The organism is Stenotrophomonas sp. PS02289, from assembly GCF_029960115.1.
GTDB lineage: Bacteria > Pseudomonadota > Gammaproteobacteria > Xanthomonadales > Xanthomonadaceae > Stenotrophomonas.
In genome coordinates this window covers 1-16,286 of record NZ_JASCOZ010000097.1, presented here as the reverse complement: position 1 = coordinate 16,286, position 16,286 = coordinate 1, and the positions used below count along the sequence as shown (strand labels likewise).

The window sequence follows — 16,286 nt, the reverse complement described above, 5'->3', positions numbered from 1 at the left end:
GGCTTGCCCGGCTGGCTTTTCGCGAGAGCCCAACAGCAGCCGGGCAAGCCCGGCTCTACAAAAAAAGCCGCCTTTTCAGGCGGCTTTTTGGCGATGCATGCGCATCGCCGCAATAACGGCGCAGCCGTTATTGCTGCAACGGAATCACACGGATCTCAACGCGACGGTTCTTGGCACGGCCGGCGTCGGTGCTGTTGTCAGCAATCGGGTACGCCTTGCCTGCACCCAGCGTTTCAATGCGCACCGGCTGCACGCCCTGTGCGGTCAGGTAGGCCGCCACCGAATCGGCGCGCTCCTTGGACAGCTTGTTGTTGACCGCATCGCTGCCGATGCTGTCGGTATGGCCGACCACTTCGATCATGGTCTGGTTGTACTCGTTCAAGGTGCTGGCCACGCCATTGAGCGCGCCGTAGAACTGCGGCTTCAGCGCCGACTTGCCGAAGTCGAAGGTAATGCCGTCCGGCAGGTTCAGCACGATGTTGTCGCCCTGACGCTGCACGTCGATGCCGGTGTTGGCGGTGCGCTGGCGCAGCGCGGCTTCCTGGCGGTTCTGGTAGGCACCGACGCCGGCACCGGCCAGGGCACCGATACCGGCACCGACCATGGCGTGCTGGCGGCGCTCGGTGGCGCTGTCACCGGTGAGCAGGCCGGCGGCGACGCCGATGGCGGTGCCGATCAGCGCGTTGCGGCCGGTCCGGCTCTGCTGCTCGGTCGGGTTGCCGTACTGGTCACTCTGCACGTAGGAGCCGCCCGTGGCGCAGGCCGACAGGGCAGCGGCGGTGAACAGGGCCAGGGCCACATTGCGGGGTGCGGAAAGCTTCATGGGTTTCTCCTTGGTGCCGCTCAGGCGGCGTGCGAACGGCCCAAAGAATAAACACGCGCGCGCGATGCCGGGATGATGAATCCGGCACGAGGGGGTGTTTTGTTCAGGTTGCTGTCTGCAACCCTGAGCGCCCCCTTTACTCCCCCCCGGTGCGTCGGTACGCGGTCAGCGCGGCATCCCGCCCTGCAGCCAGATCAACGATGGGCAGCGCGGGATAGGACGGCGCGTACTGGGCCAGCAGGTCCGGCGTCTGCCAGGGTGCGAAGCGTGCCTTGACCGGCAGCGGTGCTAGTTCAGGCACCCAGCGGGTGATGTAGCGGGCATTGGGATCGAACTTCTGTGCCTGGGTCACCGGATTGAAGATGCGGAAGTACGGTGCCGCATCGGCCCCGGTGCCGGCGACCCACTGCCAGCCCATGGTGTTGTTGGCGAGATCCGCGTCGACCAGGGTATCCCAGAACCAGCGCGCACCGTGCAGCCAGTGCTGCCGCATGTGCTTGCACAGGAAGCTGGCCACCAGCATGCGCACGCGGTTGTGCATGTAGCCGGTGGCCCAGAGCTCGCGCAGACCGGCGTCGACGATGGGGATGCCGGTGCGGCCCTGCTGCCAGGCGGCCAGCTGGGTGGGATTGTCCCGGGCCCATGGGAAGCTGTCGAAGCGCGGGTTGAGGTTGTGCTCCGGGGTGTTCGGGAAGTGATGCAGCAGGTGGTACGAGAACTCTCGCCAGCCCAGTTCGCGGATGTAACCATCGATGTCGGCGTCTCGGCCAGCACTGCGCTCGGCCTCGAGCCGACGCACGATCTGCCATGGCGAGATTTCACCGAAATGCAGGTGCGGGGACAGCAACGAGGTGCCGACGCGGTCGGGTAGATCACGCTGCTGGCGGTAGCCGTTGAGCGCGCCATCGATGAAGACGGTGAGCGCTTCCTGCGCGCCAGCTTCGCCCGGTTGCCAGTGCTCCCAGAACTGCTGGTCCCAGTTGAGCGTTGGTGTGAGCTTGAGGTCTGCCAGTGACAGGCTGCGGGTTTTGTGCACAGGCAGCGTGTCCGGCAGCTTGAGTGGCGCCGGGATATGCAGCCGGGTCAGTGCGTTGCGCCAGTACGGAGTGAACACCTTGTACGGCCCGCCCTGCTGGGTGGCCAGGTCCCACGGCTCGAACATCAGGCTGCCATTGCAGCTCTGTGCATCGATGCCCTGCTCGCGCAGTTCGCGCTTGATGGTGGCATCGCGTGGCTGGGTGGCGGGTTCGTATTTGCGGTTCCAGTACACCGCTTCGGCGCCGGTTTCCGCGATCAAGGCCTGCAGTTCGGCCTGGCTGTCGCCCTGGCGCAGTACCAGTGTGCTTCCGCGCGCCTGCAGGTCGGCGTCCAGTGCGGCCAGCGACCGGTGCAGCCAGGTGTTGGAGGCTTCGCCTGGAGCCCATGCCCCTTCTTCGTGCGGCGCATGGATGTACACCGGAATGGGCGTGTGCCCGGCTTCGAGAGCGGCGTGCAGAGCGGGATTGTCCTGCAGGCGCAGATCACGACGGAACCAGATCAGGGCTGACGACACGGGCGAAGACCACAACGGAAAGAACCGTGATGATACGGATTGCGGGTGAAATGTTTGGCATGGGCCGGCGGTGCGAGTTGTGCTGGATGCCGGGGTGCTGGGCGTGCTTTGGTAGCGTCGGTCGACAGACGACGGCCGATAACGCTGATCGGCGCTTTGACGCATGGACCTGGCCGAAGGTACTACTTCGATCGAGGTTCATGCCTTCCCGGGCGCTGCACCGCTATCGGCGGTCGACTGGCGTGCGACCCTACCGATGACCGCGCATGGCCAGAGTGGTCAGGCGAAGACGCCGTTGTTGAAGAGCGCGACCAGCGTCCAGGCGAGCGCCGCAACCGCGAGCCCGGTGGCGCTGATGCGGTCGTCGTAGCGATCTGCCCATTGCGGACGCGGCCAGCGACCGAGGCTCCCGGCGTACAACACGGCGTAGCCCAGGCCGTACATCAGAATCTGCCAGATCAGCACGACCACAAGCCATTGCAGCAGCGAGGCAACGCCGCGTGTCACGTCGTCCTGCATGTGCGCCTGTCCCTGTGCCCGTTGTCGAGGTATGGGCGGAACATAGCGGATTGGCGCGGATACCGGTAGTGACGCGCCATGCGCGTCACCTGCACCGCGAAGGAGCGGCCGGGCAGAGCCCGGCTCTACGGGGACTTGGCCTCAAACCGCTTCATGGATTCGGTGATCAGCGCCTTCGCTTCGGCGGCGTTGCCCCAGCCGTTGAGCTGCACCGGGTTGCGGCCTTCCGGCAGGTCCTTGTAGACCCGGAAGAAGGCTTCGATGCGCTGCCGCTCGATCTCGGGCAGATCCTTCAGGTCACGGATGTTGGCATAGGTGGGATCCACCTTGTCGGTCGGCACGCCGATGACCTTCTCGTCGTGCTCGCCCTTGTCGATCATCTTCAGATACCCGATCGGGCGGAAGGTGATGATCACGCCGGGGTGCAGCGGTTCGCGGGTCAGCACCAGCGCGTCGAGCGGGTCGTTGTCGCCGGCCAAGGTGCGTGGCATCGAACCGTAGTTGGCGGGGTATGCCACCGGCATGGACTGGAAGCGGTCGACGTGGACCAGGCCGTCTTCCTTGATCTCATACTTGGTGAAGCTGCCGGCAGGGATTTCGACGGCGAGGTTGGCCGATTCCGGGGCGTTCTTCGGCTGTGCGGCCATGAACGGGTGCAGCACCGTCGGGGCCGCGAAGCTGGCTCCGGTGAGGAGCAGCAGGGCGGCGGCGATCGCGGCGAGGGGAAGAAGTCGGTTTGGCATGTTCGGTTCCGGGAAGCAGCCGGGCAGCACCCGGCTCTGCGTCAGGGGTTCACTCCCAGCAACGGTCGGCGCGGCCCTTCAGGGTCTGGTCGCGCGCGCAGTCGCGGGGGGCGATGCGGCCTTCGGTCAATTCGGTCTTGCGCTTGCTGCCATCGGCCTGGCGGTCCAGGCTGAAACCATCGTACAACCGGCCGGTGACGGTGCGCGCTTCGTAACGCAGGTGCTGTGGATCAATCGTGAGCACCTGGAACAGCTGGGTGTCCTCACCGACCGGTGCCATGGTCGCCCTCGCCTCGTCCGAGAGCCGGTACTGCTTCGGCCCGGCCACGGTGACCACGTACTGCGGCGTGGCCTGCTGGCCCTCACCACGACGGCCGTAGGTGTGGTCGTGGCCCTGGAGCACCAGGTCGACCTTGTGCTTCAGCACCACCGGCAGGATGTGCTCACGCAGCGCGGTGTTCTCCCGGCCTTCGCGCGGGGAGTAGAACGGCTGGTGCAGCAGCACGATGGTCCAGCGCTGGGCATTGCCGGTGAGCACGCCATCCAGCCATTTCGCCTGCGCCTGGGCCGTGTCCAGATCCAGCGCGGACGTGCCATCGAGCACCACGAAACGTGCGCCCTGATAGTCGAACCAGTACGTGCTGGAGTCAGCGGCATCGGTGCCGTTGCGCGGCAGCGCGAAGGTCACCGGCCAGTGCTTGCCCAGCACGCGGCGCTCCTGCGGGGTGTCCTCGAACTCCTCGAAGTACTCGTGGTTGCCGATCGCCGGGGCCACGGCGGTTTCCTGCGGCAGCCAGCCGGCGGCGGCGAACCACTCGCCCCACTCGCTGTCATCCTCGCCATCACCACCGCTGACCAGGTCGCCGGCGAACAGGCTCAGGCGGGCGTCCGGCGCAGCTTTGAGTCCAGCACGCAGCACGCGCGAGACGTGGCTGAGGTTCTTGTTCTGGGTGTCGCCGAAGTACAGCACGGTCAGCGGCTGCTCGGTGGTGCCGGCGGTACGCAGCTGGTTCCAGGCACTCCAGGTGTCCTTGCCCTGCACGCGCCACAGGTACAGGGTGTCTGGAGCCAGGCCAGTGACATCGACGCGATGATGGTGGGAACCGCCGTTCTCGGTCTGCAGGGCTGCCGTGGTCGCGGTCACCCGGGTGACCTTGCCAACGTCGGGTGAGTCACCCGCCACCACCCACTCCAGCACCGGCGTGTTGACCGTGGCATCCGTACGCCAAGCCACGCCAAACCCATGGGCGGCGTCCTGCGCGGGCGAGGCCACAATGCGGTCCGGGAAGCCGGTGGCCGCGTAATGGCGGTTGCCAGCCGGCACCTGGGTATTGGGTTCCACCTGGGTGGCGGTCTTCGCAGACACCGCACCGCTGCACAACAGCAGCGCCAACGTCACCGCCTTCAGACATTCACGCACACACATCACTTCGCACACTCCAACGGCAGAGACAGTTGCTTGGCCACACTGGCCCAATCAAACGCGACCACGCCCTGGTCGTCGTGTACGGCATACAGCGCGCCGTGCGGGAAGCGCGGCGAGACACGCTGGTCCATCCAGATACCGTCGGTGTTGGCGACGGTGTTGCCCTGGAATGCGCCGACATGCTTCAGCGTGTGGCGGTCGAACAGGTGGAACACGCTGCGCTGCTTGCCCTGTTCGGTGGTGATCCACCAGCCGTCCTTGCCACAGGTGCGCAGCATCACGCCTTCGGCCTGGGCCTTGAACGCATCGCGACCGAAGGTCGTGCCGGTGAATTTGCCTTCCAGCGTGTAGACCTTGAACTCGCTGGCGTAGGTTTCATCTTCTTCGGCGATCAGCAGGCGGTCATTGGCCGGATCACCCCAGATCGACTCGACCACGCGCAGTGCGCCGGTTTCGCTGGTATCGCCAATGCTGGACACCAGGGTGGCCTGCGCTTTGCCGTCAGCGACCTTCATCGCATAACGGCGCACGCGCTTGTCCAGTTCGGCCAGCGGCGGCAGGATGTCGTTGCCCTGCGCGTCCTCGCCGGCATCATAGGAATCGGTCACGTAGACATCGTAGCCGTCGGCCTGCTTGTTGACCCACAGGCCATAAGGCTTGCGCAGGTCATCGGCGGCGAACGTTCCCAGCGGAGTGAAGTCCGGCAGCTGCAGCACCTGCACGCGATGGTTGTCGCGCTCCACGATCAGCACCAGGTCATCCACGACGGCGATGCCGTTGGGGCGGTCGAACTGGCCCGGCGCGGCACCGAGGCTGCCGACGTCGCGCAGATGCGAACCGGTCTGCCCGTCATAGACCACCAGCTTGTCGGTGGCCTTGGCGGTGGCGATCAGCCACACCTGGCCTTCCGGCGTGGTCCAGCTGGCCGGGGAGTCGATGTTGTCGTCCGGCGTCATCGGGGTCTGGAACGCCTCGGCGACGGTGGCCACGCTGCGGCCGGTGGTGGCTGCAGCCGGGTCTGCTGCAGAGGCCGGCGCGGCGGCGGGCTTGCAGCCCGCCAGCAGCGCGACCGTCAGCACGCTCAGTACAGGCAGCGCGCGCATCACAGCTGCACCTTGAAGCCAAGCGCGTAGGTGCGGCCGTATTCTTCATTCTGCAGGGTGCGCGAGCGCACGCCCTGGTACAGCTCCAGCGGCTTGTCGAGCAGGTTCTGGGCTTCGAAGTACACGCTCACGTTCGAGGTGATCTTGTAGTCCAGGCTGAAGTCGAGCTGGGTGTTGGGAGCCACGTAGATGTCGTAGGCGCGGCTGTCACCCAGGGTGTCGAGGTACTCGCTGCGATACACCGCGGCCAGACGCGTGCTGAAGCCGGCCTTTTCATAGCCGACGTGGGCGCTGTACACGTGCTTGGAGGCGCGCGGCAGGGTGAAGTCGTCGCGCTCGCGACCTTCCAGGCCCGGGTCGAAGTCGGTATCCAGCCAGGTGCCGCTGGCACCCACCAGCAGGCCGTCCCAGCCGGCCGGCAGGAAGCTCAGCTGTTGCTGCCAGTTGAACTCGGCACCGAACACCTTGGCCTTGTCGCCGTTGATCACGCGGGTGACCTCGAAGTCCGGATACGCCGGATCGTCGTTGCTGACCGTGTTGACGATATACCCGTCGATCGACTTGTGGAACAGGCCCAGCGAGACGATGCCGGTACTGCCGATGTAACGCTCCATCGACAGATCGATGTTCTTGGATTCGTACGGATCCAGGTCCGGGTTGCCCAGGCGGACTTCCTCGTCACCCCGGTTGTAACCGATGCGCGGGGCCGCGTCGCCGAACGACGGACGCGACACGGTCTTGTTGGCGGCCGCGCGCAGCACCCAGTCACTGCCGGCGTCATACCGCAGGTGCAGGCCCGGCAGCACGTTGGTGTAGCTCTTGTCCGCGCTGATCGGGGTGACCGTGTAGCTGCGGCCGTTGCTGGCCACGTCAATGCTGTTGCCGGTCGACTTGACCTGGGTGTTCTCCACGCGCACGCCGCCGATCACGCGCAGCGAGCCGATGTCCCAGGTGCCCATGGCGTAGCTGGCGAAGATGTTCTCACTGGCGGTGTAGTCCTCTTCCAGCGAGGTCATCGCGTTGCCACCTACATCCTGCGGACGGGCACTGTACTGGCTGCCGAACTGCGACCAGTAGCGGCGCATCGCGTCCGAGCTCATGCCCTGCCCGAGGCTGCCGCCGCGGTGGTCCGGGGTGGAGGTGGTCCAGTCCGACAGCGCGATGTCCGGACCGACGCGCAGCTCGTTCTCGTCGATGTTCACATCACGGTCGCGCCAGCGGCCGAGCAGACCGAACTTGTAGCTGGAATGGTCACCGTCGAAACGCACGTTGATCTGCGCGCTGCGCTCTTCGTCGTCTACCCGCTTGGGCGAAAGCACCACACGATCGAAGTCGTAGTTGCCGTTGTCCATCCAGCTGGCATCGGTCAGCGTGTAGCGCGGAATGCCGCTATTCTGATCAACCGTCGCGCCCAGGTCGTCGCCGTTGTACTCGAAGCGCGCTTCCATTTCGTCGTTGACGCGTTCTTCGGTGCGGGTGTAACCGACCTTGTAGTCGACCACGGCATTGGTCAGGCGGTTCTCGCCGCCCAGGCTCGCGGCGAAGGTGTTTTCCTTCTTGGTGCGGTAACGCATGCGCTTCTGGATCGCATCAGCCGGCAGCTCGTCCACGCGATACTGGTTGCCGCCCAGTGCGGTGACCTCGCCGTCGCCAAAGTTGAAGATGGTGCGCTGGCGAGTCTCGGCGTCATCGAACTGGCTGTACAGGGTGCGCAGGTAGTAGCTGTTGCCTTCGCTGGGACGCCAGTCGAAGTTGAGGTTGGCACCAACGCGTTTGCGCTCGATTTCGTACTTGCGGTGCTGCACGCTGATCGGGAACAGCTCGCCCTCTTCCAGACCGTCAACTTCGTCGTACTCCACCTCGGTGTTGTCCGACTCGAACTTGCGGTTCTGGTAGTTAACGCCCAGCGCCACGCCGAAGGTGTCAGCGAAGACTTCGCTGTAGTTGAACGCGGCTTTCGGGCTGGTGTGACCGGACAGCTGCTGGTGGCTGCCCTCGATCTTGCCGCGCAGGCTGCGGCCGTCGCGGTCGAACGCCGAGGCGGACTCCACGAGAATCGCGCCGCCGATGGCATCACCGGGCATATCCGGGGTCGGCGACTTGACCACGCGCAGGCGCTCGGTCGAATCGGACGGGATCACGTCCAGCGGTGCGGCGCGGCTGGCATCTTCCGGAGTGCCGATGGCAATGCCATCGACGCTGACACTGTTGAGATTGGCATCCAGACCGCGCACCACCACGAAGCGGCCTTCGCCCTGGTCGCGGGTCACGCTGACGCCGGGCAGGCGCTGCAGCGATTCGGCCACGTTCTTGTCCGGGTACACGCCCAGGGAATCGGACGACACCGCGTCTTCGATCGCATCGCTGCTGCGCTTGAGGTCCACCGCGCGGGTCTGCGACTCCAGCTGCGGACGCACCTCGATGCGGTCCAGGTCGGTGGCGTTGCCGCTGGCGGCAACGTCGCCGGCAGCCAACGCGGGGGTGGTGGACATGACCAGCAACGACAGGCTGATGGCCAGCCCCAACGGCGATTTGTTCTGCACGGGAAGTCCCAACGGTGTAAAGATTGGGTCAGCACGGTATGTCCGGCAGGTTTCATGAACGTGACATTCAGGCGCAAGGTTTGGAGGATTGCGACGCCGGTTCGTTAAAATGGGGGCCTCCCTGCCCTTGGTTGCCCCTGTCATGAAAATCGTCGAAGTCCGCCACCCGCTGGTCCAGCACAAAATCGGCCTGATGCGCGACGCGTCCCTGAGCACCAAGGACTTCCGCGAACTGGCCAACGAACTGGGCGAACTGCTGGCCTACGAGGCCACCGCCGACCTGGAAACCGAGGCCCATACGATGGCGGGTTGGGCCGGTCCGGTGACCGTGCAGCGCATTGCCGGGGCCAAGATCACCCTGGTGCCGATCCTGCGCGCCGGGCTGGGCATGCTGGGCGGCGTGCTGTCGCTGATTCCGGCCGCCCGGGTCAGCGTGGTCGGCCTGCAGCGTGATGAAGAGACCCTGCAGCCGGTGCCCTACTTCGAGCGCCTGACCGGCCGCCTGGAAGAACGCGACGCGCTGATCCTGGACCCGATGCTCGCCACCGGCGGCACCCTGATCGCCACCATCGACATGCTCAAGCGCGCCGGCGCGCGCCGCATCAAGGGCATTTTCCTGGTCGCCGCCCCGGAAGGCATTGCCGCCGTGCAGGCCGCGCACCCGGACGTGGAGATCTACACCGCGGCCATTGATGCGCAGCTCAACGACAAGGGCTACATCCTGCCGGGCCTCGGCGATGCCGGCGATCGCATCTTCGGGACGCGCGTGGCAGGTTAAGCCAACGCGCGCGCCTTCAACTCACCCAGCTCGTGGGCGGTGGCAAACCGCCCCTTCTCATCGCGCACCACCTGCGCCAACGCCACCTGCGGGTCGTGGGTAAAGAACAGGTGCACGTTGCGCGCCAGCTTGTCTTCCAGGAAGCTGCGCTTCTCATCGATCAGCAGTTCCGCATTGCGGTCGTAGCCCATCGTGATCGGCACATGCACCCATGACCGACCCGGAATCAGGTCCGCGCAGAACACCACGCCACCCCGCGGCTGACCATCGACCTGTTCCGGCCCGACAATCTCGGCCAGCATCAGCCCCGGCGTATGCCCGTCACTGAAGCTGAAACGCACGCTCTGCCCCAGCGCCTTCGAATAAGGCCCTTCGACAATCTCCAGCCGCCCGCTGTCACGCAGCAGTTGCGGCAGCTCCGGAATGAAACTCGCGCGATCACGCGGATGTGGCTGCAGCGCGCGCGCCCAATGTTCCGCGCCCACCAGGAAAGTCGCATTTGGGAACAGCAGTTCCAGCTCGCGCCCTTCGCTCCACGGCGCGAGCAGGCCACCGGCGTGGTCGAAGTGCAGATGGCTGAGCACCACCACGTCGATGTCTTCGTGCTCGAACCCTGCTTCGCGCAGCGATTCGATCAGCACATGCCGCGATTCCTGCACGCCGTAGCGGTCACGCAGTTTGGGCTCGAAGAATGCGCCGATCCCGGTTTCAAACAGCACCGTCTTGCCCGCCAGCGGGCTGGCCAGCAGCGCGCGGCAGGCCAGTTCGATCCGATTGAGATCGTCCGGTGCCGCCCATTTCTCCCACACCGCGCGCGGCGCATTGCCGAACATCGCGCCGCCATCGAGCTTCTGTGAGTTACCGCGGATCGACCATAGTTTCATGGGTAAATTATCCGGCGGCGCGCGTTAATAATTCGATAGGCGCAGTCAGGGGGATTTCGAGACTGCGCCCGAGCCGACCGGGTTGCGGGGGTCGCTGCCGACGCTGAGCTGGTTGCTGGCGCGGTTCCATTCCACCGTCTGCAGGTTGCCCCAGACGTGGCTGGAACCGCGGCCGCCGGCCGCGCTGTTGCCCGGCAGGTCGATCTTGTGGCCCATCGCCTGCAGCTGCTTGATCGTCGCCTCGTCGAACGTATTGCTCTCCGCCTCGATCACGTCCGGCAACCACTGGTGATGGAAGCGCGGCAATGCCGCCACCTGCTGTGCATCCAGGCCATCGTCGTAGCCCAGCACCCCCAGCAGCACCATCGTGATGATCCGGCTGCCGCCCGGCGTGCCCAGCACCACCACCTTGTCCGACGACTCCATGAAGGTCGGCGTCATCGAGCTCAGCATGCGCTTGCCCGGCTTCGGCGCGTTCGCCTCGTAACCCATCACCCCGAACGCATTCGGCGTGCCCGGCTTCAGCGCGAAGTCGTCCATCTCATTGTTCAGCAGCACACCCGTTCCCGACGGAATCAGGCCCGAGCCGTACAGCAGGTTCACCGTCTGGGTCGCGCCCACCCGGTTGCCCTGCCCGTCAATGATCGAGAAGTGCGTGGTTTCATCGTCTTCCAGCGGCGTCGGGTTGCCCGACAGCAGGTCGCTCGGCGTCGCCTTCTCCGGATGGATCGTCGCCCGCAGGCCCTGCGCGTAATCCTTGCTGGTCAGCACCTTCTGCGGAATCTGCACGAAATCCGGATCGCCCAGGAAGAAGGTGCGGTCACGGAACGCGCGACGCATCGCCTCCACCACCAGGTGCGTGCGGTGCGCCGCATCCATCTGCTTGATGTCCCAGCCTTCCAGGATCTGCAGCATCGACGCCAGCGCGATGCCACCGGACGACGGCGGCGAGGCCGTGGTGATCTTCCAGTCGCGGTAGTTGAACACGATCGGTTCGCGCTGCTTGACGCGGTACCCGGCCAGCTCTTCGGCCGTCCAGCGCCCACCGGCCTGCTTCACGCCTGCCAGCAGCAGCTTGCCGGTCTGGCCCTTGTAGAACCCGTCGAACCCACCAGCAGCCAGGCGTTCCAGCGTCTGCGCCAGCTCCGGCTGCTTGAACACATCGCCTTCGGCAATCGGCTTGCCGTTGCGCAGGTACACCTCACGCGTCCCGGGATAACGCTCCATCACCTCGCGGCGCGAGGCATAGCCCTTGGCCATGCGCGCATACACCGGGAAGCCGTCACGGGCGATCCGGATCGCCGGGGCCAGCGAGGTCTGCAGCGGCAGCTTGCCGTGCTTGGCCGACAGCTCCACCAGCGCTGCCGGCAGACCGGGAATGCCCGCCGACCACGCACCGTTGACCGAACGGTCGCGGTCCAGGTTGCCGTTCTTGTCCAGGAACGCTGCCGGCGTCGCCGCCGCCGGGGCGGTCTCGCGTGCGTCCAGCATCACATCCTTGCCCGTGGCCGCATCGTGCAGCAGGAAGAAGCCACCGCCGCCCAGCCCGGAGCTGATCGGCTCGACCACCGCCAGCGTCGAGGACACCGCCACTGCCGCGTCGAACGCGTTGCCGCCCTTGGCCAGGATCTCCATGCCGGCTTCCGTGGCCAGATGGTGGCCGCTGGCAATGGCCGCACCGTCAGGGTGCTTCGCCAGCGAAGTCGCGGACGGCTGGGCCGCCCAGGCAAACGGGGTCCACAGCAGGACCAGCAACAACCAGCGACGCGACGGGGTTTTCATTCGGACGGAGACTCCACATAGAGTTCGGGATGATCACGCTGCAGCCCAAACAGCTTGGCCAGCAATTGTTCCTGGGTTTCCGGAATGTCCGGATCGGGATCGATGCATTCCACCGGGCAGACGACCACGCACTGGGGTTCGTCGAAGTGCCCCACGCATTCGGTGCAGCGTGCAGGGTCGATCACGTAGATGGTTTCACCCATCGAAATGGCCTGGTTGGGACAGGCCGGCTCGCATACGTCGCAGTTGACGCAGAGCTCATTGATTTTCAGCGACATGGCGTTACTCCACGCCAGTGCCGGCAAAGGAAAGCCGGCCAGCGCATGCGCGCCGGCCGGTCATCGGTGGCTTCCCGCGGGAAGCCACCCGGGCCACACCCACCGGTGTGGCCGCCAGGGCACGGCTTACTTGGCTTCTACGAAAATGTACTCGGCGCCGGTCGGCTGGATGATCGACTGCACGCGGGCGTTGTCGGCGGCATCGCCGATGAACACCACGCGCACACCCTTCATCGAGTCGGCGGACACGTCCTTGAACACGGCCTGGATCATGTCGGCCATCTTGGCCGAAGCCGAAGAACCGAAGGCCAGCATGTTGCCCGGCTGCACGCCACGGGCCACGGCGGCGGTGGCGCTTTCCACCTGACGATCGTACTTGGCCTGGAACTCCGGATCCGATTCCGGCGCGAGGTAGTACAGGAACGGGCTGTTGGAGATGTTGCCCATGTTCTGGATGGCCACGGCCTGCAGGTACTTCTTCCAGCCTGCATCGTCGTCCTTGGCCGGGGCGACCAGCGCCTGCTGGGCTTCGGCGACCGGAGCGGCTTCTTCTTTCTTGCAGGCGGTGAAGGCCAGCGCGAACGACGCGATCAGCATGGCACGCATGGTGTTGTTCATGGGTTTCCTCCCTCTGGTAATGCTTGGAATGTAAGTGACAGGGTGAGACAGATGTTACGACGCGCCCGCTTTTGCCTCGCGCACCTTGCGCAGTGCCTCCAGCACCGACGCCGGCACGAAGCCGGACACGTCGCCGCCCAGGCGGGCGATCTCGCGGACCAGCGACGACGAAATGAAGCTGTGCTGCTCGGCCGGGGTGAGGAACAGGGTCTCCACCTCCGGGATCAGGTGGCGGTTCATGCTGGCCATCTGGAATTCGTATTCAAAGTCGGACACCGCGCGCAGCCCGCGCAGCAGGATGCCGCCCTGCACGGAACGTACGAAATGCGCCAGCAGCGTATCGAAGCCGCGTACTTCCACGTTCTTGTGGTGTGCCAGCGCATCACGGGCCAACGATACCCGCAGCTCCAGCGGCAGCGTCGGACCCTTCGACGGGCTCTGCGCCACCCCCACCACCACCTTCTCGAACAACGGCGCGGCCCGGTTCACCAGGTCGATGTGACCATTGGTGATCGGATCGAAAGTGCCCGGGTACACGGCAATGCGGCGGTTGGCCACGGTCATACGGCAGATACGCTGTTGTGATCTGGTGAAAGTGTAGCAGCGGCGCGCCGGTACAGGGCAAAACGGACCTCCCGGGTGCCCCCCTCGCGGTGCAGCAGCCACGGAGCCGGCACCACCGGCACCTGGTCGCCCGGCGACTCCAGATACAGCCAGGCATCGGCGGCCAGATGGGGCCCCAGCCCCACCAGCACCCGGTCCCACAGGCCATCGGCGAACGGCGGGTCGACAAACACGATGTCTGCCGGCCCTGCCGCCGGCTGAGCCAGCCACTGCAGGGCATCGGCCTGGGCCACCTGGACCTGGTCCTGCGCGCCCAGCTTCGCCACCGATTCACGCAGCTGGCGGCACAGCGCGCCGTCGCGCTCCACCAGCGTGGCCTGCGCCGCGCCGCGCGAGACCGCCTCCAGCCCCAGCGCCCCGCTACCGGCAAACAGGTCCAGCACCCGCGCCCCGCCCAGCTTTGGCATCAGCCAGTTGAACAGGGTCTCGCGGACCCGGTCGCTGCTGGGGCGCAGGCCGGGGGACATCGGGACCGGAAGTCTCGTGTTGCGCCATTTGCCGCCGATGATGCGGACCTGGCCCATCGGGGGCGGTGCGGAGGAGCGTGGTTTCATGGCGGGGAGGATACCGTGACGGGTTGAAAACGGGACAATCCATCCCTACCCCTTGAGCCAGCCGCCGCGCGCCGCGCGCGATATCGACCTCAAGGAGCACCGCCCCATGACCGAGCCAAGCCAGAAGCAGACCCTGGGCTTCCAGACCGAAGTGAAGCAGCTGCTGCAGCTGATGATCCACTCGCTGTATTCCAACAAGGAAATCTTCCTTCGCGAGCTGATCTCCAACGCCGCCGACGCCGCCGACAAGCTGCGCTTCGAGGCGCTCACCCAGCCGGCGCTGCTGGAAAATGGCGGCGAGTTGCGCATCCAGGTCAGCTTTGACCCCGCCGCGCACACCCTGACCATCGACGATAACGGCATCGGCATGAGCCGGGACGACGCCATTGCCCACCTCGGCACGATTGCCAAGTCCGGCACCGGCGACTTCCTGCGCCAGCTGTCCGGCGACCAAAAGAAGGACTCCCAGCTGATCGGCCAGTTCGGCGTCGGCTTCTACAGTGCCTTCATCGTCGCCGACCAGGTCGACGTGTACTCGCGTCGCGCCGGCCTGCCCGCCGGCGAAGGCGTGCACTGGTCCTCGCGCGGCGAAGGCGACTTCGAGGTGGAGACCATTGAGAAGGCCGACCGCGGCACCCGCATCGTCCTGCACCTCAAGGACGACCAGCAGGACTTCGCCGATGGCTGGCGCCTGCGCGGCATCATCAAGAAGTATTCCGACCATATCGGCCTGCCGATCCAGATGGTCAAGGAGCATCACGGCGAGGACGCACCGACCGAAGTCGAGTGGGAAACCGTCAACCGCGCCAGCGCGCTGTGGACCCGGCCGCGCACCGACATCACCGATGCCGAGTACCAGGAGTTCTACAAACACGCCGCCCACGACCACCAGGACCCGCTGGCCTGGAGCCACAACAAGGTCGAAGGCAAGCTTGAGTACACCTCGCTGCTGTACGTGCCCGGCCACGCCCCGTTTGACCTGTACCACCGCGACGCGCCGAAGGGCCTGAAGCTGTACGTGCAGCGCGTGTTCGTGATGGACCAGGCCGAGCAGTTCCTGCCGCTGTACCTGCGCTTCATCAAGGGTGTGGTCGATTCCAACGACCTGTCGCTGAATGTCTCACGCGAGATCCTGCAGAGCGGCCCGGTCATCGACTCGATGAAGTCCGCGCTGACCAAGCGCTCGCTGGACATGCTGGAGAAGCTCGCCAGCGACAAGCCCGAGGTCTATGCCGGCTTCTGGAAGCAGTTCGGCCAGGTGCTCAAGGAAGGTCCGGCCGAGGACTACGGCAACCGTGAAAAGGTCGCCGGTCTGCTGCGCTTCGCCTCCACCCATGACGCCAGCGGCGAGCAGAGCGTGTCCCTGGCCGATTACATCGGGCGCATGGTCGAGGGCCAGGACAAGATCTATTACCTCACCGGCGAGAGCCACACCCAGGTCAAGGACAGCCCGCACCTGGAAGTGTTCCGCAAGAAGGGCATCGAAGTCCTGCTGCTCACCGACCGCATCGACGAGTGGCTGATGGGCTACCTGACCGAGTTCGACGGGAAGTCGTTCGTCGACGTCGCCCGTGGCGACCTGGACCTGGGCGCGCTGGAAAGCGCCGAAGACAAGCAGGCGCAGGAAGAAGCCGCCAAGGACAAGCAGGCGCTGGTGGAACGCTTGAAGACGGCGCTGGGCGGCGATGTCGCCGATGTGCGCGTGTCGCACCGGTTGACCGACTCGCCGGCCATCCTGGCCATCGGTGAGCAGGACCTGGGCCTGCAGATGCGCCAGATTCTGGAAGCCAGCGGGCAGAAGGTGCCCGACAGCAAGCCGGTCTTCGAGTTCAACCCGGGCCACCCGCTGATCGGCAAGCTCGATCAGGAAAGCGACAGCGCCCGCTTCGACGACCTCAGCCGCGTGCTGTTCGACCAGGCCGCGCTGGCCGCGGGCGATTCGCTGAAGGACCCGGCCGCGTATGTGCGGCGGTTGAACAAGCTGCTGTTGGAGCTGTCCGCCGGAAAGGCGGGCAGCGGGTTGCCGGGCGGCGGGGGGGGGGGGGCGCGGAGCCCACAC

15 protein-coding genes are annotated in these 16,286 nt (G+C 65.8%); 2 read left to right on the top strand and 13 right to left on the bottom strand.

Annotation, left to right across the window (positions count from 1 at the left end; translation table 11 throughout):
- Positions 1-127: 127 nt before the first annotated feature.
- The 7 genes from QMX83_RS13940 to QMX83_RS13910 all read right to left on the bottom strand — a co-directional run bounded on the left by QMX83_RS13940 (position 128) and on the right by QMX83_RS13910 (position 8,709).
- Positions 128-823 (bottom strand): OmpA family protein, encoded by a 696-nt coding sequence (locus QMX83_RS13940; RefSeq protein ID WP_282297244.1) that lies wholly within the window; start codon positions 821-823, stop codon positions 128-130.
- Between the two features lie 136 nt (positions 824-959).
- Positions 960-2,375 (bottom strand): deoxyribodipyrimidine photo-lyase, encoded by a 1,416-nt coding sequence (locus tag QMX83_RS13935; protein WP_282297243.1) that lies wholly within the window; start codon positions 2,373-2,375, stop codon positions 960-962.
- Between the two features lie 279 nt (positions 2,376-2,654).
- Positions 2,655-2,894: a hypothetical protein gene (locus QMX83_RS13930; RefSeq protein WP_282297242.1), complete on the bottom strand. Its 240-nt coding sequence runs from the start codon at positions 2,892-2,894 to the stop codon at positions 2,655-2,657.
- A 125-nt stretch (positions 2,895-3,019) separates the two neighbouring features.
- Entirely contained in the window at positions 3,020-3,637 is a 618-nt protein-coding gene (locus QMX83_RS13925) for an inorganic diphosphatase (RefSeq protein WP_282297241.1), read from the bottom strand.
- 49 nt (positions 3,638-3,686) lie between these two features.
- Positions 3,687-5,063 carry a metallophosphoesterase family protein gene (locus QMX83_RS13920; RefSeq protein WP_282297240.1) on the bottom strand — a complete coding sequence of 459 codons (1,377 nt, stop codon included), beginning with the start codon at positions 5,061-5,063 and terminating at the stop codon, positions 3,687-3,689.
- On the bottom strand, positions 5,063-6,166 hold the full coding sequence (locus QMX83_RS13915; RefSeq protein ID WP_282297239.1) for a phytase: 1,104 nt from the start codon (positions 6,164-6,166) through the stop codon (positions 5,063-5,065). The genes QMX83_RS13920 and QMX83_RS13915 overlap by 1 nt, the downstream gene beginning before the upstream one ends.
- On the bottom strand, positions 6,166-8,709 hold the full coding sequence (locus QMX83_RS13910) for a TonB-dependent receptor (RefSeq protein WP_282297238.1): 2,544 nt from the start codon (positions 8,707-8,709) through the stop codon (positions 6,166-6,168). The genes QMX83_RS13915 and QMX83_RS13910 overlap by 1 nt, the downstream gene beginning before the upstream one ends.
- 142 nt (positions 8,710-8,851) lie before the next feature.
- On the opposite strand from QMX83_RS13910, the gene upp reads away from it, so the two are divergent.
- Entirely contained in the window at positions 8,852-9,487 is a 636-nt protein-coding gene (upp, locus tag QMX83_RS13905; RefSeq protein ID WP_282297237.1) for a uracil phosphoribosyltransferase, read from the top strand.
- On the opposite strand, the gene QMX83_RS13900 is transcribed toward upp, so the two are convergent.
- The 6 genes from QMX83_RS13900 to rsmD all read right to left on the bottom strand — a co-directional run bounded on the left by QMX83_RS13900 (position 9,484) and on the right by rsmD (position 14,227).
- The gene (locus QMX83_RS13900) at positions 9,484-10,371 is read right to left on the bottom strand and encodes an MBL fold metallo-hydrolase (protein WP_125360132.1); all 888 of its coding nucleotides are present in this window, start codon (positions 10,369-10,371) and stop codon (positions 9,484-9,486) included. The genes upp and QMX83_RS13900 overlap by 4 nt on opposite strands.
- Before the next feature lie 45 nt (positions 10,372-10,416).
- Entirely contained in the window at positions 10,417-12,153 is a 1,737-nt protein-coding gene (ggt, locus tag QMX83_RS13895) for a gamma-glutamyltransferase (RefSeq protein WP_282297236.1), read from the bottom strand.
- Positions 12,150-12,431 (bottom strand): YfhL family 4Fe-4S dicluster ferredoxin, encoded by a 282-nt coding sequence (locus QMX83_RS13890; RefSeq protein ID WP_282297235.1) that lies wholly within the window; start codon positions 12,429-12,431, stop codon positions 12,150-12,152. Before QMX83_RS13890 ends, ggt begins: the two co-directional genes overlap by 4 nt.
- 126 nt (positions 12,432-12,557) lie before the next feature.
- Positions 12,558-13,049: a hypothetical protein gene (locus tag QMX83_RS13885; protein WP_282297234.1), complete on the bottom strand. Its 492-nt coding sequence runs from the start codon at positions 13,047-13,049 to the stop codon at positions 12,558-12,560.
- 54 nt (positions 13,050-13,103) lie between these two features.
- Entirely contained in the window at positions 13,104-13,613 is a 510-nt protein-coding gene (gene coaD, locus QMX83_RS13880; RefSeq protein ID WP_125360136.1) for a pantetheine-phosphate adenylyltransferase, read from the bottom strand.
- Complete coding sequence (rsmD, locus tag QMX83_RS13875; RefSeq protein ID WP_282297232.1) at positions 13,610-14,227, bottom strand: 16S rRNA (guanine(966)-N(2))-methyltransferase RsmD; 618 nt, start codon at positions 14,225-14,227, stop codon at positions 13,610-13,612. The genes coaD and rsmD overlap by 4 nt, the downstream gene beginning before the upstream one ends.
- Before the next feature lie 106 nt (positions 14,228-14,333).
- Here rsmD and htpG point away from each other — a divergent pair.
- Positions 14,334-16,286 (top strand): molecular chaperone HtpG (gene htpG / locus QMX83_RS13870; protein ID WP_282297231.1); only part of this gene is annotated, 1,953 nt, incomplete at its 3' end.